Raw genomic sequence first — 18722 nt, forward strand, 5'->3', positions numbered from 1 at the left:
GGCGATCCTGGTTGTTGGCTCGTCGTACAACAAAAGCCCGGCAAGGGTCAGTGAGTGAACAACGTTACACGCGACAGCCCTTTAGATGGCTGTCTGAAATAATTTTGCCCCTGGGGCAAGTTTCCATTAGCGACTTCGAGAGACGGATGAACATCACCACCTTTGCCAAACGCCTGTGCCTGCTTGTCCCGCTGATCATCACGCCCGCCGCCTGGGCGGTAGAGGCGATGCCGTCGCCACCGCAGCTGGCCGCCAAATCCTATGTGCTCATGGATGCCAGCAGCGGAAACGTGCTGGTGGAGAACAACGGTGACCAGCGCCTGCCGCCGGCCAGCTTGACCAAGCTGATGACCGCCTATATCGCCACCCTGGAAATCCGCCGTGGCCAGATCGGCGAGAACGATCCAGTGACCGTCAGTGAAAACGCCTGGCGTACCGGCGGTTCGCGGATGTTCATCAAGGTGGGGTCGCAAGTCTCCGTCAGCGACCTGCTGCACGGCATCATCATCCAGTCGGGCAACGACGCCAGCGTGGCGATTTCCGAGCATATCGCCGGTAGCGAAGACGCCTTCGCCGACATGATGAACAAGACTGCCGGCGACCTGGGCATGAGCAACAGCCACTTCATGAACCCGACCGGCCTGCCGAACCCCGAGCATTACTCGTCGGCCCATGACATGGCGTTGCTGGCCCGCGCGATCATCCATGAAGACCCGGCTCACTATGCGATCTACTCGCAGAAGGAGTTCTTCTGGAACGGTATCAAGCAGCCTAACCGCAACCTGTTGCTGTGGCGTGACAAGACCGTCGATGGCCTGAAGACCGGCCACACGGACGAAGCGGGCTATTGCATGGTGTCCTCGGCGGTACGTGATGGCATGCGCCTGATCGCCGTGGTATTCGGTACCAACAGCGAACAGGCCCGCGCAGCCGAGACCCAGAAGCTTCTGACCTACGGTTTCCGCTTCTTCGAAACCCAGACCTTCTACCAGAAGGGCACCGAACTGGCCCAGGCGCCGGTCTGGAAGGGCACGACCCATCAAGTCAAGGCCGGCCTGGCCGAAGACCTGACCATGACCATGCCCAAGGGCCAGCTGAAGAAGCTGGCAGCCAGCATGACCATGAACCCGCAGCTGGTCGCTCCGATCGCCAAGGGTGACGTGATCGGTAAGGTCGAAGTGAAACTGGACGATAAAGTGGTGCACAGCGCCGACCTGATCGCTCTGGACGCGGTCGAGGAAGGTGGTATCTTCCGTCGCATGTGGGATAGCATCCGTCTATTCTTCTACGGCTTGTTCAACTGATATTGTCGACCTGCATGGCCCTCGCTCCCTAGTGGTGCGGGGGCCATGTCCGTCGCCACGGCTTACGAGGCCGTTACTGCCATGACAGACACTGACGTTAAGTCGCACAAGATTGAATTCCCCGTCGATGACTATCCGATCAAGGTGATCGGTGACACGGTCGTCGGCTTCAAGGACACCGTGATCGAGATCCTTGCCAAGTACGCCACCCTGGACATCAAGTCCCTGGCCGAGCGCCAGAGCAGCAATGGCAAGTACACCACTGTACAACTGCACATCACCGCCACCGGTGAAGACCAACTGCGTGATATCAATAGTGCCCTGCGTGCTACCGGTGTCGTCCACATGGTGCTGTGATGTCGCAGACGCTGGGCTTTCGTGAGCTTGGCCTGATGGCCTATGAGCCGGTCTGGCAGGCCATGCAGCGCTTCACCAACCAACGCGGTACCGAGGCACCGGACGAAGTCTGGCTGGTGCAGCATCCTCCGGTCTTTACCCAGGGGCAGGCCGGCAAGGCCGAGCATCTGCTGGTGCCGGGCGATATTCCCGTGGTGCAGGCTGATCGTGGTGGCCAGGTGACTTATCACGGGCCTGGCCAGTTGGTGGCTTATCTCTTGCTGGATGTGCGCAGGCTGGGTTTCGGCGTACGTGAACTGGTCAGCCGCATGGAGCGTTGCCTGATCGATTTACTGGCCAGCTACGGCGTTTCGGCGGCGGCCAAGCCCGATGCGCCAGGCGTCTATGTAGACGGGGCGAAAATCGCCTCCCTGGGCTTGCGTATTCGCCACGGCTGCTCCTTCCATGGCCTGGCATTGAACGTGGACATGGACTTGCAGCCGTTCCGACGGATTAACCCCTGTGGTTACGCCGGGTTGGCAATGACCCAGCTGAGCGACCATGCAGGACCGATTGAATTTGCCGAGGTAAGTGCCCGGCTGCGTGCGCAGCTCGTCAAACACCTCGACTATGCTGAGCAGACGACCCTAACGGGCGGAATCGACTGATATGACTACTGCGCAACAAGACGCTGTTCAAACCCTGATCCCGACGCTGGATGTTTCCGAGCGGCCGGCCCGTGCGAAAGTTGAAACCGGCGTCAAGTTGCGCGGTGCAGAGAAGGTCGCGCGTATTCCGGTGAAGATCATCCCGACCACCGAGTTGCCGAAGAAGCCGGACTGGATCCGCGTGCGGATCCCGGTATCGCCAGAGGTCGATCGGATCAAGCAGTTGCTGCGCAAGCACAAGCTGCATAGCGTCTGCGAAGAGGCATCCTGCCCGAACCTGGGTGAGTGTTTCTCTGGTGGTACCGCGACGTTCATGATCATGGGCGATATCTGCACCCGCCGTTGCCCCTTCTGTGATGTTGGCCATGGTCGTCCAAAACCCCTGGATGTCGATGAGCCGGTGAACCTGGCCGTGGCCATCGCCGACCTGCGCCTGAAGTATGTGGTAATCACCTCTGTGGACCGCGACGACCTGCGCGACGGCGGTGCCCAGCACTTTGCCGACTGCATCCGCGAAATCCGCAAGCTGTCGCCAAATGTGCAATTGGAAACCCTGGTCCCCGACTATCGCGGCCGCATGGACATTGCCCTGGAAATTACCGCGGCCACTCCACCGGATGTGTTCAACCACAACCTGGAAACCGTACCGCGCCTGTACAAGGCCGCGCGCCCGGGTTCGGATTACCAGTGGTCGTTGACCCTGCTGCAGAAGTTCAAGCAGCTGGTACCCCACGTGCCGACCAAGTCAGGCTTGATGCTGGGCCTGGGTGAGACCGACGACGAAGTCATCGAAGTGATGAAGCGCATGCGCGAGCATGACATCGACATGCTGACCCTTGGCCAGTACCTGCAGCCGTCGCGTAACCACCTGCCGGTGCAGCGTTTCGTGCACCCGGACACCTTCGCCTGGTTCGCCGAGGAAGGCTATCGGATGGGCTTCAAGAACGTGGCATCCGGCCCGCTGGTGCGTTCCTCGTACCACGCCGACGAACAAGCGAAGCTGGCCAAAGAAGGCCTGGTTTCCTGATTCGTTCCGCCCGCAAGAGCTGATTCTTGCGGGCGGTCTACCAATCCCCCTCCTTTGTGTCTCTGGCGGGCGATTTCCCCTTCTGTTTCCTGGCATTCATGGCTACTGTGCTTGAGTGAACTCACACAGGGAGACTCTGCATGCCCACTCAACCGACTGCTGCTCTTCATGCCCATCTGCCAGTTCCGGCATTGGCAGCCGAAGGCGTCATCGGCCTTATCGCGCCGGCTGGCCCGGCGGCGCTGGATACTGAAAAAGCCCTTCAATGGATGCGCTCCAGAGGGTATGGGCTGCGAATCTTTCCCGGGGTTGGGCAGCAGGATGGCTATTTGGCCGGTAGTGATGAGGTGCGCCTGCACGACCTGCATGCAGCCTTCGCCGATACCGAAGTCGACGCGATCTTGTGCTTGCGTGGAGGGTATGGCAGCCCGCGACTGCTGGACAAGATCGATTTCGACCTGCTGCGCCGACATCCCAAGCCTTTCATCGGCTACAGCGATATCACGGCGCTGCATCTGGCGATAAATCGTTATGCGGGTTTTGTCAGTTTCCACGGGCCGATGCTCAATGCCGATCTGCTGGGCGGCAAGCAGCCACCGACCGAGGCGTCCCTCTTCAATCTGCTCAGGGGACAGGTCAGGGCGGGCAGTCCGCTGCCTCATCCGGTGGCCTTTGCGCTGACGACCATCGAGCCGGGCATCGCGCAGGGCCCGCTGCTGGGAGGCAACCTATCGATGATCGCCAGCACCCTGGGTACCCCTTACGAAATCGTTACCGATGGCACCATTCTGTTCATCGAGGATGTCAACGAACCGTTGTACCGCATTGACCGCTTGCTCAATCACCTGCGCCTGGCGGGCAAGCTCGACAAGCTACGAGGGGTGTTGGTGGGAGATGTGGCCGGAGTGGATTTCAGCGCGCTCTGCGGGCTGCTCAAGCAGACCTTCGAGCCATTTCGGATTCCCGTGCTGGCTGGGTGGCGCAGTGGTCATTGCGATCCTAACTTGACCTTGCCCATGGGCGCCCTGGTCAAGCTCGACGCAGGGGCCAGGACGTTGACCCTGGCCCAGGACGTGGTCTTCAAGTAGCCAAGGCTTGGCGCAGGGGCTGTCCCTGGCGCCAGGTTGCTGCTCAAGGATTGCGCAGGCTGTCCAGCAGCTTGCGGGTCGGATAGCCATCTGCGGGCCAGCCCAAGGCTTGCTGGGCACTGCGAATGGCCTTGCGGGTGTTGGCGCCGATGATGCCGTCAGGATTGCCAGCATCATAGTTCCTGGCGCTGAGCAGGGTTTGCAGGTCGATACGCTCGGAGCGACTCAATGGCAATTCGTCTTTGGGCCAGCTGCCACTGATCAGCCCGGTACCGTTGAAGCGTTCGGACAACAGGTTCACCGCCAAGGCATAGGACGATGAGTTGTTGTACTTGAGCACGGCGCGGAAGTTATCCAGGATCAGGAAGGCAGGGCCCCGATAGCCCGCGGGCAGCAGCAGTGAAGCCGATAGCTGTTCTGAGCCGTAGGGCAATGCCTGGCCATTGACTGGCCGCATCCCCAGGCGCATCCACTCGGCAACGCTCTTGCGTGTGGAGGCATCGGCCAGGGCATAGTCGAATCCACTGTTGAGCTTGACCTCCAGCCCCCAGGGTTGTCCCTTCTGCCAGCCTGAGCTTTGCAGGTAATGGGCGGTCGAAGCCAGGGCGTCGGCGGGGCTGTTCCAGATATCCCGGCGGCCATCGCCGTCGAAATCCACGGCATGGGTGTTATAGGTGGTGGGGATGAACTGCGTCTGGCCCATGGCGCCGGCCCAGGACCCCAGCATTTTCTCGGGTTGGATGTCGCCGTGCTGGATGATCTGCAGGGCGGCGATCAGCTGGCTATTGGCAAAGGCTGGGCGCCGGCCTTCATAGGCCAGGGTGGCCAACGAGCGGATCACCGATTTGTTGCCCTGGAAGTCACCGAAGTTGCTTTCCATGCCCCAGACGGCCACGAGGGCCTGGCGGTCCACTCCATAGCGCTGTTCGATCCGTTGCAGGATGTCACTGTACTGGACCAGCAGTGCCTGGCCCTTGCGTACTCGTACTGCGGAGAGGGCTCCATCGAGGTACTCCCATACTGGGCGAGTGAACTCGGGTTGGCTGCGATCGGCCTTGATCACGCTCATGTCCGGGGTGATGCCAGCAAAGGCGCGGTCGAATACTTCGGCACGGATCCCGGCGTTCAAGGCCTCGATGCGAAAGGCTCTGAGCCATTCATCGAACGTCTGGGGGGGCTGGATATCCAGGTTGTCGACGCTCAGTGGCGCGACAGTGGCAGGTGCCGCAATGGGAGCTGCCTGGAGGGTGGGCAGCGGCTGGGCGTCGGCGGCGGTGGGTTTTTCCGCGCAGGCGACCAACAGAATCAGGCTGGAGGCAGCGATCAGTTGGCGCAAGTGCCAACGACGGGGAATACAAGAGGGCATGCACAGGTCCAGAGTGAATAACAATCAGGTGCAGACCTTATCATGCCAATGGGGTCCGGGGCTTCAAGCAGCCAGAAAGTAAGAAGCCTCCCAGCTTTTAGACTGGAAGGCTTCGCGGCGGTAGCTGCCTTTGCCCTTGGCCGGGCGTTCCTGGCGGCTGCGGAACAGTGGTTGGGCAATGATGGATTTGGCCTTGTTGGGACCATGCTTGGATGGCTTGCTCATGGAGAGCCTCGCTGGCTGGGTGGGTTGTGCGGCGCAGATCATCGGCCAGAGCGCTGCCGCTGTCCAGTGCTCTTTAGTTCGGGGCGAGGTCAACAGGCCTTGCCGGCCTGCTTACTCGGCAGGCAAGGCCAGGCGCTGGCCGGCCATCAGGAGCGACAGGCGGCTCAGGCTGCTCCAGGCAGAACCACTGGCCTGGCCCTTGATCTGGGCATCGATGCGCTGTGCATCGAGTAGCAACTGCCCCCAGCGCTGCGCAGAGTAGCGTTGCAGAGCTTTGCTCATCAGCGGCTTGCGCTTGTCCCAGACAGGAGGCCGGGCTTGGCTGAAAACCTTGTCCAACGGCACTCCCTGGCTGAATTGCAGCGCCAGGTTGGCCAGCAATCGCAACTCCCGGGACAAGGCCCAGAGAATCACTGGAGGTTCCACGCCTTCGCCCTTGAGTCCTTCGAGCATGCGCAAGGCATGAGCGGCTTCACCATTGAGGATCGCATCGACCAGGCCGAACACATCGAAGCGTGCGCTATCGGCCACGGCAGCCTGGACCGTTTCAACGGTGATCTGCCCGCCTTCGGCCATCAGCTTGAGTTTTTCTATTTCCTGGGCTGCGGCCAACAGGTTGCCTTCGACCCGGGCGGCAATCAGTTCCACTGCATCCTGGCTGGCCGATAACCCTGCTTGCGACAGGCGTTGGCGGATCCACTGTGGTAGCTGGTTGGCATCCACGGGCCAGATCTGGATGAACTGGGTCTGGTTTCCTTCGACCAGGGCTTTGCCCCACTTGGTTTTCTGTGCGCTACCGTCGAGCTTGGGCAGGCTGATCAACAGCACCGTGTCTTCGGCGGGGCGCGAGCAGTACTCGATCAGCGCAGCGGCGCCTTTATCCCCGGGCTTGCCCGAAGGCAGGCGCAGTTCAAGCAGGCGTTTTTGCGCAAACAGCGACATGCTGGCACCGGCTTGCAGCAGGCTGCCCCAGTCGAAGTTGGCGTCGGCACTGAATACCTGGCGCTCATCGAAGCCCTGCTGGCGCACGGCGGAGCGAATGGCGTCGGCGGCTTCCTGGCACAGCAGTGGGTCGTCGCCACTGATCACATAGACCGGAGCGAGGGTGCCTTGCAGGTGTTTGCCGAGTTGGGCGGGGGCGAGTTTCATAGGCGTGGGTCGGTGGGGCGCCGAAGCGCCCCACAAGGCTTACTGGTTGGGCAGTTCCATCGGCGACTGTTGCGGGGTTTCCGCTTCAGCCTTGCGTGCCGCTTCCAGGGCCTGGGCTTCTGCCTTGGCTTTGGCTTCGGCGGTGGCCTGGAGCTTGGCCAACTGATCAGGCGTCAGCAACTGCAGGCGGATCAGCATGCGCTGGACCAGGTCGCGGCGCATTTCCTGGTAGGTCTGGGACGACTCCTGGCCTGAACCGGTGATGTTGTTGCCGTCATGAACGAAGACTTTCTGTACTTCCAGCTTGTCGCTCAGCAGGGACAGGTTGTCGTGAGTCAGGATTTCGTAGCTCAGTTTGGTACTGATTTCATATTCGGCAGAGTTGCCACCGCCGCTATAGCTCAGGATGCGCTGGGAGTTTTGTTCGTTCACCAGTGCCAATTTGTAAGGTGCGCCGGAATGGACCTGGACGCCACTGTTTTCCAGTTGCTGTTGCAGCAATTTCACGGTCGGGCCATAGGCGTCCCGAGCGCTCAGGTCGAGCTCCTTGAGGGTCAGCTCCTGGGTTCCTGTGCCACGCAGATGGAAGCCACAGGCGCTCAGCACCAGGGCCATGCCCATCACCAGAAGGTTACGTTTGATCATGTCTTGCTCCCCTTGAAACCATGTGGGCCCGCCTTGCGGCCCGGAAGGTCTTGTTCGGCACCCGGTCCCGGACCGGGTGCCTGATCCAATTAGCTGGCGACGATGTTGACCAGTTTGCCTGGCACCACGATGACCTTGCGGATGGTCAGTCCATCGGTGAAGCGCAGCACGTTCTCGTTGGCGCGTGCGGCGGCCTCGACCTCTTCACGGCTGGCGCTGGCCGGCATCTCGATCTGGCCGCGCAGCTTGCCGTTGACTTGAATCACCAGTTGCAGGCTGTCCTGGACCAGGGCGCTTTCGTCCACGGCTGGCCAACCGGCGTCGATGACCGCGCCGGCCTGACCCAGCTCGGTCCACAGTTCGTGGCTGATGTGTGGCGTGATCGGAGCCAGCAGCAGGGTGACGGCTTCCAGGCCTTCCTGCAGCAGGGCGCGGTCCTGTTCAGTAGCTTGCGGGGCTTTCTCCAGCACGTTCATCAACGTCATCACCTGGGCGATGGCAGTGTTGAACTTGTGGAACTGGCCTACATCGGTGCTGGCTTGCTTGATCGCAGCGTGGATAGCACGCCGGATGACCTTCTGTGCGTCGTCCAGTGCGGCGACATCCAGCTTGCCCGGCAGGCCCTGGCCAACATGGTTTTGTGCCAGGCGCCAGACGCGACGCAGGAAGCGGCTTGCCCCCTCGACGCCGGAATCGGACCACTCCAGGCTCATGTCAGGCGGCGAGGCGAACATCATGAACAGGCGGCAGGTGTCGGCGCCGTACTGGTCGATCATCGCCTGAGGATCAACGCCATTGTTCTTGGACTTGGACATCTTCTCGGTGCCACCGATCTCCACCGGCAAGCCGTCGGTCTTCAGGCGTGCGCCGATGATCTTGGCCTTGGCATCGCGCTCGATTTCGACGTCGGCCGGATTGAACCAGTCCTTGCCGCCATTGCTGGCCACGCGGTAGTAGGTCTCGGCGACCACCATGCCCTGGGTCAACAGGTTCTTGAAGGGCTCGTTGGAGGTAACCAGGCCCTCATCGCGCATCAGCTTATGGAAGAAGCGTGCGTACAACAGGTGCAGGATCGCGTGTTCGATGCCGCCGATGTACTGGTCGACCGGCAGCCAATGGTTGGCGGCCTTCGGATCGACCATGCCACCTTCGTAGTTGGGCGAGGCGTAGCGGGCGAAGTACCAGGACGACTCGACGAAGGTGTCCATGGTGTCGGTTTCGCGCTTGGCCGCAGTACCGCATTTCGGGCAGCTGCATTCGTAGAATTCGGGCATGCGCGCCAGCGGCGAACCAGCGCCGTCCGGCACCACGTCTTCCGGCAGCTTGACCGGCAGTTGGTCTTCCGGTACCGGGACGTCGCCACAGGATGGGCAATGGATGATCGGGATCGGGCAGCCCCAGTAGCGCTGGCGGCTGATGCCCCAGTCGCGCAGGCGGAACTGGGTGCGAGACTTGCCCAGTTCCTTGCGGATCAGCGCGGCCTCGATGGCGTCGAATGCGCCGGCGAAATCCAGGCCATCGAACTCGCCGGAGTTGATCAACTGGCCGTGCTCGCCATAGGCGGCCTGCCACTCGCTGCCGACTTCATCACCAGCGCTGGTGCGCACCACGGCCTTGATCGGCAGCTGGTACTTCTGGGCAAACTCGAAATCACGCTCGTCGTGCGCCGGAACAGCCATCACCGCGCCGTCGCCGTAGTGCATCAACACGTAGTTGGCGACCCAGACCGGCAGTTTTTCACCGGTCAGCGGGTGCTCGACCAGCAGGGAAGTGGCCATGCCTTTCTTTTCCTGGGTGGCCATGTCGGCTTCGGCAACGCTGCCGTTCTTGCATTCTTCGATGAACGCCTGCAATGCAGGGTTGCCCTGGGCTGCCTGGGTGGCCAGCGGGTGCTCCGCGGCCACGGCAACGTAGGTTGCACCCATCAGGGTGTCAGGGCGGGTGGTGAAGACTTTCAGTGTGCCTTCGTGACCGATGCTGGCCTGGTCATAGGGGAACTGCACTTCCATGCCGCGGGACTTGCCGATCCAGTTGCGCTGCATGGTCTTGACCTGCTCGGGCCAGCCGGGCAGGTCGTCGAGGCTTTGCAGCAGTTCTTCGGCATAGTCGGTGATGCGGAAGTAGTACATCGGGATTTCGCGCTTCTCGATCAGCGCGCCGGAACGCCAGCCGCGGCCGTCGATGACTTGCTCGTTGGCCAGTACGGTCTGGTCGGCCGGGTCCCAGTTCACGGTCCCGTTCTTGCGGTAGATCACGCCCTTTTCGAACAGGCGCGTGAACAGCCACTGCTCCCAGCGGTAGTAGTCCGGCTTGCAGGTAGTGACTTCCCGGGACCAGTCCACCGCCAGACCCAGGCTACGCAGCTGGCTCTTCATGTAGGCGATGTTTTCGTAGGTCCATTTGGCCGGAGCGACGTTGTTCTTCATCGCGGCGTTTTCCGCCGGCATGCCGAAAGCATCCCAACCCATGGGTTGCAGGACGTTCTTGCCGAGCATGCGCTGGTAGCGGGCGATCACGTCGCCGATGGTGTAGTTGCGCACGTGCCCCATGTGTAGCTTGCCGCTCGGGTACGGGAACATCGATAGGCAGTAGTAAGTCTCCTGGCCTGGCTGTTCGCTGACTTCAAACGACTTTTGCGCGTCCCAGAACGACTGGGCGGCGGCTTCGATTTCACGGGGTTGGTAATGTTCGTGCATGGCTACTTTATGTATTGGATAAGGGTGGCCTAATCCTCTTCAACGCAACGTCGGGTGATGAAGGCGCCGGGATAAGGCGTTTTTCACTGCCCGATTGAGCTGGAAGTGGAGTTACAGGAAGCGTCGTAGCATACATGACCGTGCTCTACCGAGGGAAACCCTGATTACGCAGGCGGGCCGTTGGTCGCGGCAGCGCGTTGCCTGCGGCTGCCCGACTAAGCTCAAAAAGGGGAGTGAGTCTTATCTTCAATGAGGTGAACGGATGCTTGAGTCGCAGCGCAAAGCAACAGATACGGAGGTGTACGAACGGCTGCTGAATCGATTGGCTCTGGCCCTGGACGCGGCAAGAACCGCGGATCGGTTGCGCGACGAGCGCGCCGTCGAGTTGGAATTGCGGGGCTTGAGCCCTGCGGAGCTCGAACTGATCAAGGCCTATCTGGCTCGCAGTCAACGTGACATGCAGATCAATGCTTTGGGCAGTCTGCAGCAACAGGGCGCGCCCCGTTCGGCCGAGATCATCTGGCTGAAGGACCAGGCGCCGGTACGGGATCCGCTGAAAGTCCGGTCCCGGCAGTTCAAGTAGGCCCCATGGGCCCTTCATTGGGCGATAAAGGTCGTTGTCGAGGACCTTGCAAGCGAAAGTGGTTGGTATTGGTTGTTGCCGGACAGGCATCCCCTATAGGCTTCGGGCATCTTTTGGAGATGCTCGATGCCTTTTCGCTATTTCATCAAACAGTTACTGCTGCCCCCCGGTATTCTCCTGCTTCTGCTTCTGCTCGCCTGGCTATTGCGCCGCTCCAGGCCGCGGCTGGCGCGCTGCTGCTTTGTCCTGGGGCTGGGTGGTTTCTGGCTGATGAGCCTGCCAGTGATGGTGGAGTGGGGGGCTCGTGCCCTGGAGCAATTGCCTGCGTTGCCACAGAGCCAGTGGGCCAGCCTGGCCGGGCAGGCAGATGCAATCGTGGTCCTGGGCTCCGGTCGCGAGCGCGGTGACCCGGCCTGGGGTAGCGACCAGCCTACCGGCGTGGGCCTGGAGCGTGAGCGTTATGCTGCGCGCCTGGCCAAGGCCTCAGGCCTGCCGGTGCTGACCAGTGGCGGCCTGCACTACGGCACGCCACCTACCGAAGCGGCACTCATGGCAGAGTCATTGCTCAATGATTTTGGGGTGACAGTGCGCTGGCAAGAGGGGCGTAGCCGCACGACCTGGGAGAATGCCCAGTTCACTGCCGAAGTCTTGCAGCCCCTGGGGATCAAGCGCGTGGTGGTGGTGACCCAGGCCTGGCATATGCCGCGCTCGGCCTGGAGTTTCGAGCGTGCGGGGTTCGTGGTGGTGCCGGCGCCGGTGGGTTTCCTGGGAGTGGACAATGCCCGGCCACTGGGCGGCTGGATGCCGGAGTTCAAGTCCATCTGGCAAAGTGGCCAGTTGCTCAATGAAGCGGCGGGCCAATTGGGTTACCGGCTTTTCTACCGTTGAGGGCCGGCTCCCCAGGAGCCGGCTGGATCAAAGGTATCAGACGGTCTTGGCGATGCGGCTGGCCAGCAGCGCCCAGCCAAACAGCAGGGCGCACAGCACGATCAGTGGCCACGAACGCCAATGCAGGTAGGGCGTCAGGTTGTGCATGGGCACGACTTCGCCGTAGAGGATGCCGCGTTCGAACTGGGGGATCTGCGCGGTGATCCTGCCGAATGGATCGATCAGGCCGGTAACGCCGTTATTGGTAGCGCGGATCATCCAGCGACCAGCCTCCAAGGCCCGCATCTGGGCCATTTGCAGATGTTGCAAGGGGCCGATGGAGGTGCCGAACCAAGTGTCGTTGCTGATGGTCAGCAACAGGTCGCTGCGAGCCGACAGGCCAGCGGCGAACTCGGGATAGACCACTTCGTAGCAGATGAATGGCGCAATCTGATAGCCCTTGGCCTGCAGCAATGGCTGGTCGGCTGGACCGCGGGCGAAGTCGGACATGGGCAGGTCGAAGAAGTCGATCAGCCCACGCAGCACCTCTTGTAGCGGTACGTACTCGCCGAAGGGCACCAGTTTTTGCTTGAGGTAGGTGCCATCACCTTCGCCGGTGACGGTGATGCCATTGAAAAAGCGTTTCTCATGGTGCACCAGCTGGCGTACCGGAACCCCGGTAATCAGCGCGGAGTGACGATCGGCGGCAAAGTTGCCCATCATCGCCAGGTAGCCTTCGGCGGACTCCTTGAGCACGGGCACGGCGGTTTCCGGCCAGACCAGCAGATCCACGCGCTTGCTGCTCATGCTCATGTCGCGGTACAGCGCCAGCTGGGCGTTGAGCTGCGCCGGGTCCCACTTCATGCTTTGCTCGATATTGCCCTGGATGGCCGCTACCGACAGCGGGTCTCCCGATGGGCTGGTCCAGGCATGGCCCTTGAGCGCCAGGCCGATTGCCCAGGGTGCTGCCAGCAGCACCAGGCCGGCGGCGATGAACCCTTTACGCCCATTCCTGGCCAGGCGTGGCAGGTTGTAGAGCAGCGCGGCAGTCAGGGCCAGGGCAAAGGAAATCAGCCAGATGCCGCCCAGGGGCGCCAATCCAGCCAGCGGGCCGTCGAGCTGGCTGTAACCAGAGTAGAGCCAGGGGAAACCGGTGAGGAACCAGCCGCGGAAGGCTTCCTGCCCCACCCATAGGGCGGCGAATGCCAGGGCGTCGGCCAGAGGCGCTTCGTTGCGCCGTAGCCAGCGGGCCCAGAGCCAGGCGGGCAGGGCGAAGAACCAGGCAATGGCGGCGATGAACGCCAGCATCAGCAGGCCGGCAAGCAAGGCTGAAGCGCCACCGTAGGTATGAATGCTGACGTAGATCCAGCTGGTGCCCGCGCCGAACAGGCCGAAGCCGAAGCACCAGCCTCGACCCAGCGCCTGGCGCGGAGTCAGTTCCCGCAGGCCGGCGTAGAACAAGCCGACCGCCAGCAGTGCCAGCGGCCAGATATCGTAGGGGGCCAGGGCCAGGGTGGTAATCGCGCCAGCTACCATGGCCAGTAGGTTGCCGGGCCAGCCGGGGCGTGTCGAGCGCTGCAAGAGGCGTTTCATCAGCTCTTTCCTGTGTCGCGTCGGGCATGGCGCGAGGAGTGGGTTCGGGTTGATTCGGATGAGCGTCGAGACACGCAGCACTCCACGACCGACCTGCCCCGCAAGATCAGCACCCCAAGACCGGTTTTTCGGGCTTGGGGCGCTGGTCCATGCGGGGCAGGTCGGTGACCTCTGTTCCTCAGCGGGAAACGGGGGTCAGGCGCAGCAGATGGATCCGTCGGCTATCGGCATTGAGTACGCGGAAGCGATAGGCGCCGATTTCAGTGATTTCGTTGCGTTTTGGCAAGTGGCCGAAGGCACTCATTACCAGGCCGCCCACGGTATCGAACTCGTCATCGGAGAAGTCACTGTCGAAAAACTCGTTGAAGTTCTCGATCGGTGTCAGCGCCTTGATCAGGAAGTCGCCGCTGGGCAGGGGCTTGATGTAGCTGTCTTCCTCGACGTCATGCTCGTCCTCGATGTCGCCGACGATCTGCTCCAGCACGTCCTCGATGGTCACCAGGCCCGCCACGCCGCCGTATTCGTCGATGACGATGGCCATGTGGTTATGGTTGGCGCGGAACTCGCGCAGCAGCACGTTCAGGCGCTTGGACTCCGGCACGAAGGTGGCCGGGCGCAGCAGGTCCTTGATGTTGAAGCTGTCGCCGTTCTCCTTGAGGATCAGCGGCAGCAGGTCCTTGGCCAGGAGGACGCCCATCACGTCGTCATGGCTTTCGCCGATCACCGGGTAGCGCGAGTGCGCAGAGTCGATGACCGCGGGCAGGAACTCCCGAGGGGTCTGGGTCGCCTTGATGCTGATCATCTGCGAGCGCGGGACCATGATGTCCCTGACTTGCAGGTCAGCCACCTGGATGGCGCCTTCGACGATGGCCAGCGCTTCGCTGTCCAGCAATTTGTTCTGATGGGCTTCGCGCAGCAGCTCCAGCAGCTCCTGGCGGTTTTTCGGCTCATGGGCAAAAGCCTGGGTCAGTTTGCCCAGCCATGACTTTTGCCCGTTGCTCGATCGATCTTCGCTCATAGCGATTGCTCTGAATCCTTAGGTTGTTACAAGTGGATGTTGATCAGTCTTCGTCATCGGCATAAGGGTCGGGATGACCCAATTCTGCAAGCAACGTTCGTTCCAGTGCTTCCATTTCCTCGGCTTCTTCGTCATCTATGTGGTCGTAGCCCAGCAGATGCAAGCAGCCGTGGATCACCAGGTGGGCCCAATGGGCCTCGAGTGCCTTGCCTTGCTCGGCCGCTTCGCGCTCGACCACCGGGATGCAGATCACCAGGTCTCCCAGCAGTGGGATATCCAGCAGTTCATCCGGCACTTCCGCGGGAAATGACAGCACATTGGTGGCGTAATCTTTATGACGCCAGGTGTGGTTCAGCTCGCGGCCTTCGGCTTCGTCCACCAGGCGGATGGTCAGTTCCGAATCAGCGGTGCGTTGGCGCAGGGCCAGCTCGCACCACTGGCGAAACTGTTCATCGCTGGGGGCCGGCTGTTGGCTGGCGCGCTGCAGGTCGAGCTCAAGCATCGTGGCGGTTGCCCCTGTCGGCAGCGGTCTTGGCGGCTTCGTCGGCACTGAGCAGTTCAAAGCGCTCGTAGGCTTCGACGATGCGTTGCACCAGTGGATGGCGCACCACGTCCTTGGGCATGAAATGAGTGAAGCTGATTCCCGGTACGTCGCCAAGCACCTTGATCACATGGGCCAGGCCAGACTTGGTGCCCTTGGGCAGGTCGACCTGGGTGATGTCGCCGGTGATCACCGCGGTGGAGCCGAAGCCGATCCGGGTGAGGAACATCTTCATTTGTTCCACGGTGGTGTTCTGGCTTTCGTCGAGGATGATGAAGCTGTTGTTCAGGGTACGGCCGCGCATGTAGGCCAAGGGCGCGATCTCGATGACCTGGCGCTCGATCAGCTTGGCCACATGCTCGAAACCGAGCATTTCATACAGCGCGTCGTACAGGGGGCGCAGATACGGGTCGATCTTCTGTGCCAGGTCGCCCGGCAGAAAGCCCAGTTTCTCGCCAGCTTCCACCGCCGGGCGGACCAGCAGGATGCGGCGCACCTGCTCGCGCTCCAGGGCATCCACTGCACAGGCTACCGCCAGGTAGGTCTTGCCGGTGCCAGCTGGGCCGATGCCGAAGTTGATGTCGTTGGCCAGGATTTCCTTGACGTAGCGCTGCTGGTTCAGGCCACGGGGACGGATCATGCCCTTGCGAGTGCGCAGGGCCACCGCGGCATCGGCCACCGAAGGATTGTCCAGCTGTTCCACGGCCGACTCCTGGAGGAACAGGTGCACCAGGTCCGGCGACAGCTCGGTACCCTTGGTTTCCCGGTACAGGCGGCGCAGGAGGTTTTCCGCGGAGGTGGTGTGCTTGGGTTCGCCGATCAGTTCGAACTGGTTGCCGCGATTGCGGATCTCGATCGTCAGGCGCTGCTCGATCAAGCGCAAATGCTCGTCGAACTGCCCGCACAGATTGGCGAAGCGGCGAGCCTCGAAAGGCTCGAGGATGAAACGATGAGGTTCTATGGGTGCGTTCAAGGTCGTTTTTAGCCGCCCAACGGCAATTAAGATGAATTCAAGGATAACGCCAGCAGCCTGGGTGCGAAAGCTCTTATGCGCCGGGGTGGTTGCTGGCGTCTTTCTCCTGTGTTCGACCGATGGAGCCTGGTGTCTCGAAGAGTGCGTGCACTGGAGAGCCAGCTCCGTCCAGGGTCGGGGTCATGGTTTTACGATAGCAGCGAGCCACGCAGTGAGTGAGGCTGCGCCGAGTCGATGTGGACATCGGCGAACTGGCCGATCAGCTTGGGATCATCGCAGCGGAAGTTGACGATTCGATTGTTCTCGGTCCGCCCCTGCAGTTCACCCGGGTCCTTCTTCGAGTAGTCGGTTACCAGGATGCGCTGGGTGGAGCCGACCATCTGTCGGCTGATTTCAAACCCCTGCTGGTTCAGTCGGTGCTGCAAGGCATTGAGGCGCTCTTTCTTCAGTGCCTCGGGAGTATCGTCCGCCAGGTCGGCGGCCGGAGTCCCCGGGCGCTGGCTGTAGACGAAGGAGTAGGAAAAATCGAAGCCCACATCTTCGATGAGCTTCATGGTCTGCTGGAAGTCCTTCTCGGTCTCGCCGGGGAAGCCGACGATGAAGTCCGAGCTGATGCAGATCCCCGGTACCGCAGCGCGCAGCTTGCGCAACTTGGACTTGTACTCCAGGGCGGTATGGTTGCGTTTCATCGCCGCCAGGATACGGTCGGAGCCCGACTGGACCGGCAGGTGCAGGTGTTTCACCAGTTCCGGCACTTCGGCGTGGGCCTGGATCAGGCTGTCGGAGAACTCCAGGGGGTGCGAGGTGGTGTAGCGGATCCGCTCGATGCCATCGACGGCGGCCACCACGCGGATCAGTTCGGCCAGGTCCGCTGTACGCCCTTCATGGGTCTGGCCGCGGTAGCCATTGACGTTCTGGCCCAGCAGGGTGACCTCGCGGACGCCGTTTTCCGCCAGGTGGATGATCTCGGCGATCACGTCGTCGAAGGGCCGGCTGACTTCCTCGCCACGGGTGTAGGGCACCACGCAGAAGGTGCAGTATTTGCTGCAACCTTCCATCACCGAGACATAGGCACTGGGGCCGTCGATCCGTGGCTCGGGCAAGTGGTCGAACTTCTCGATCTCAGGGAACGAGACATCCACCTGCGGTAGCTTGGTGACGCGGGCGATATCGATCATTTCCGGCAGGCGGTGCAGGGTCTGTGGGCCGAAGACCACGTCAACGTACGGCGCCCGATCGCGAATGGCCGCGCCTTCCTGGCTGGCTACGCACCCGCCCACGGCGATCACCATTTCCGGGTTGGCCAGTTTCAGCTCGCGCCAACGCCCCAGTTGGGAGTAGACCCGGTCCTGGGCGCGTTCGCGGATGGAGCAGGTGTTGAGCAGGATGACGTCCGCGTCTTCGGCGCGAGCCGTGACTTCCAGGGCCTGGTGTTCACCCAGCAGATCCACCATGCGCGAGCTGTCGTACTCGTTCATCTGGCAACCGTGGGTTTCGATGTAAAGCTTCTTGGCCATGGACGGGTCATCACGTGATTCAAAGAACCGCGCATTATAGGGGCCATGCCTACAGGTTCCTAGGGTTGTGCATCGGGTAGCTATGCTATAGTTCGCGCCCCTTTTTTATCCCCCGATGTACTACCGGCCAACCATGACCAAACGCGAAGCTCCAATCTACAAGGTGATTTTCCTCAACCAGGGCCAGGTGTTCGAGATGTACGCCAAGCAGATCTATCAGAGCGATCTGTGGGGCTTCCTGGAGGTTGAGGAGTTCGTCTTTGGCGAGCGTACGCAGGTGGTGGTCGATCCCAGCGAAGAGAAGCTCAAGGCGCAGTTCGAAGGCGTGGTGCGCAGTTTCGTGCCGATGCATTCGATCGTGCGTATCGACGAAGTGGAGCGCCTGGGTACGCCAAAGATCAGTGAAGCCCGGGGCGTGAGCAACGTCATGCCATTCCCGATGCCGATGCCCGAGAAGTAACGTCGTTCGATAGCGCTTGCGCAAGCGCCTGTCTTTCTTTGCCGGCCAATGGCTGGCAAGGGTTGTCAGGGCAGGGGGGAGAAGGGCGAACGCCCATCGGCGCTCTGCAGTTCGAGCAGGTATTTGCGAAAGATCTGACCCAATACCTGGGTGGCGACTTCCAGCTCGTCGCGCTGCATGTGCTCGGCGACTTCATCGGCAGTATCCAGGGCATCCTCGGCGCCATTGACTGCCGCCATCTTCAAGACGATGTAGGCCTGGACGTTGTTGGCCGGTACGCCTTCGCCATGGAAGAACATGGTGCCCAGCTTGAACTGTGCCTGGGCGTGGCCTTGCAGCGAGGCTTTCTCGAAGTAGCTCAGGGCCTGGTTGAGGTCGCGCGGCGTGGCTTTGCCTTCGTAGTAGAACTCGCCCAGCTCGTATTGCGCCTGTGCATCCCCTTCATCGGCGGCTTTCTGGCACGCAGCGAGCGCCTCGGCTTGTTCCTGGGCCTGGGGATCGAGAGTGCAGCGCCCCAGCGCAGGGATCAACAACGAGTTGCCGCCTGCTTGTGCATGCGCGAGCAGGGGTTGAAGGAGCAACAGGCAGCCCAGTGTCAGGGCGCGGCCGGTGCGGTTCATGGGAATCGACTTACCTCTGAGGGGCGCGCGGCCCAGCGTGGGGCCC

The 18722-nt window shown here is 61.6% G+C and carries 19 protein-coding genes; 8 read left to right on the top strand and 11 right to left on the bottom strand.

Going from position 1 to position 18722, the window contains the following annotated elements; translation table 11 throughout:
* The first annotated feature begins 146 nt into the window (after positions 1–146).
* The 5 genes from C4K39_RS20755 to C4K39_RS20775 all read left to right on the top strand — a co-directional run bounded on the left by C4K39_RS20755 (position 147) and on the right by C4K39_RS20775 (position 4423).
* On the top strand, positions 147–1304 hold the full coding sequence (locus C4K39_RS20755; RefSeq protein ID WP_068579568.1) for a D-alanyl-D-alanine carboxypeptidase family protein: 1158 nt from the start codon (positions 147–149) through the stop codon (positions 1302–1304).
* Between the two features lie 81 nt (positions 1305–1385).
* Positions 1386–1661, top strand: coding sequence for a DUF493 domain-containing protein (locus tag C4K39_RS20760; protein ID WP_025129297.1), 276 nt, complete (start codon positions 1386–1388; stop codon positions 1659–1661).
* Positions 1661–2308: a lipoyl(octanoyl) transferase LipB gene (lipB, locus tag C4K39_RS20765; protein ID WP_068579570.1), complete on the top strand. Its 648-nt coding sequence runs from the start codon at positions 1661–1663 to the stop codon at positions 2306–2308. The genes C4K39_RS20760 and lipB overlap by 1 nt, the downstream gene beginning before the upstream one ends.
* Position 2309: 1 nt before the next feature.
* Complete coding sequence (lipA, locus tag C4K39_RS20770) at positions 2310–3335, top strand: lipoyl synthase (RefSeq protein ID WP_068579572.1); 1026 nt, start codon at positions 2310–2312, stop codon at positions 3333–3335.
* A gap of 140 nt (positions 3336–3475) precedes the next feature.
* Positions 3476–4423 (top strand): S66 peptidase family protein, encoded by a 948-nt coding sequence (locus tag C4K39_RS20775; protein ID WP_068579574.1) that lies wholly within the window; start codon positions 3476–3478, stop codon positions 4421–4423.
* 43 nt (positions 4424–4466) lie between these two features.
* On the opposite strand, the gene C4K39_RS20780 is transcribed toward C4K39_RS20775, so the two are convergent.
* The 5 genes from C4K39_RS20780 to leuS all read right to left on the bottom strand — a co-directional run bounded on the left by C4K39_RS20780 (position 4467) and on the right by leuS (position 10504).
* Positions 4467–5789 carry a lytic murein transglycosylase gene (locus C4K39_RS20780; protein ID WP_124347295.1) on the bottom strand — a complete coding sequence of 441 codons (1323 nt, stop codon included), beginning with the start codon at positions 5787–5789 and terminating at the stop codon, positions 4467–4469.
* 63 nt (positions 5790–5852) lie between these two features.
* Positions 5853–6014 (bottom strand): alternative ribosome rescue factor ArfA, encoded by a 162-nt coding sequence (gene arfA, locus C4K39_RS20785; protein WP_007927093.1) that lies wholly within the window; start codon positions 6012–6014, stop codon positions 5853–5855.
* A 111-nt stretch (positions 6015–6125) separates the two neighbouring features.
* Complete coding sequence (gene holA / locus C4K39_RS20790) at positions 6126–7163, bottom strand: DNA polymerase III subunit delta (RefSeq protein ID WP_068579593.1); 1038 nt, start codon at positions 7161–7163, stop codon at positions 6126–6128.
* Positions 7164–7202: 39 nt separating this feature from the next.
* Positions 7203–7808 carry an LPS-assembly lipoprotein LptE gene (locus tag C4K39_RS20795; protein WP_124347296.1) on the bottom strand — a complete coding sequence of 202 codons (606 nt, stop codon included), beginning with the start codon at positions 7806–7808 and terminating at the stop codon, positions 7203–7205.
* A gap of 89 nt (positions 7809–7897) precedes the next feature.
* Positions 7898–10504, bottom strand: a complete 2607-nt coding sequence (leuS, locus tag C4K39_RS20800; protein ID WP_124347297.1) for a leucine--tRNA ligase — start codon at positions 10502–10504, stop codon at positions 7898–7900.
* A gap of 262 nt (positions 10505–10766) precedes the next feature.
* Between leuS and C4K39_RS20805 the strand changes: the two genes are divergently transcribed.
* A complete protein-coding gene (locus C4K39_RS20805; RefSeq protein WP_124347298.1) occupies positions 10767–11087 on the top strand; it encodes a hypothetical protein in 321 nt (106 codons plus the stop codon).
* A gap of 126 nt (positions 11088–11213) precedes the next feature.
* Positions 11214–11975: a YdcF family protein gene (locus tag C4K39_RS20810; RefSeq protein WP_068579602.1), complete on the top strand. Its 762-nt coding sequence runs from the start codon at positions 11214–11216 to the stop codon at positions 11973–11975.
* Positions 11976–12011: 36 nt separating this feature from the next.
* Here the strand turns inward: C4K39_RS20810 and lnt are convergent, their stop codons facing one another.
* The 5 genes from lnt to miaB all read right to left on the bottom strand — a co-directional run bounded on the left by lnt (position 12012) and on the right by miaB (position 17596).
* Positions 12012–13535, bottom strand: coding sequence for an apolipoprotein N-acyltransferase (lnt, locus tag C4K39_RS20815; RefSeq protein WP_124348379.1), 1524 nt, complete (start codon positions 13533–13535; stop codon positions 12012–12014).
* Positions 13536–13725: 190 nt separating this feature from the next.
* Positions 13726–14565, bottom strand: coding sequence for a CorC family transporter (locus C4K39_RS20820; protein WP_068579604.1), 840 nt, complete (start codon positions 14563–14565; stop codon positions 13726–13728).
* Positions 14566–14608: 43 nt separating this feature from the next.
* Positions 14609–15067 (bottom strand): rRNA maturation RNase YbeY, encoded by a 459-nt coding sequence (gene ybeY / locus C4K39_RS20825; RefSeq protein WP_068579606.1) that lies wholly within the window; start codon positions 15065–15067, stop codon positions 14609–14611.
* On the bottom strand, positions 15060–16079 hold the full coding sequence (locus C4K39_RS20830) for a PhoH family protein (protein ID WP_068579607.1): 1020 nt from the start codon (positions 16077–16079) through the stop codon (positions 15060–15062). Before C4K39_RS20830 ends, ybeY begins: the two co-directional genes overlap by 8 nt.
* Before the next feature lie 188 nt (positions 16080–16267).
* Positions 16268–17596, bottom strand: a complete 1329-nt coding sequence (miaB, locus tag C4K39_RS20835) for a tRNA (N6-isopentenyl adenosine(37)-C2)-methylthiotransferase MiaB (RefSeq protein WP_068579610.1) — start codon at positions 17594–17596, stop codon at positions 16268–16270.
* 133 nt (positions 17597–17729) lie between these two features.
* Between miaB and C4K39_RS20840 the strand changes: the two genes are divergently transcribed.
* Positions 17730–18056, top strand: a complete 327-nt coding sequence (locus tag C4K39_RS20840) for a DUF1820 family protein (RefSeq protein WP_007927079.1) — start codon at positions 17730–17732, stop codon at positions 18054–18056.
* Positions 18057–18121: 65 nt separating this feature from the next.
* Here C4K39_RS20840 and C4K39_RS20845 read toward each other — a convergent pair whose 3' ends face one another.
* Positions 18122–18676: a tetratricopeptide repeat protein gene (locus C4K39_RS20845; protein WP_068579613.1), complete on the bottom strand. Its 555-nt coding sequence runs from the start codon at positions 18674–18676 to the stop codon at positions 18122–18124.
* Between the last annotated feature and the right edge of the window lie 46 nt (positions 18677–18722).

It is taken from the genome of Pseudomonas sessilinigenes (assembly GCF_003850565.1).
GTDB classification, from domain to species: Bacteria; Pseudomonadota; Gammaproteobacteria; order Pseudomonadales; family Pseudomonadaceae; genus Aquipseudomonas; species Aquipseudomonas sessilinigenes.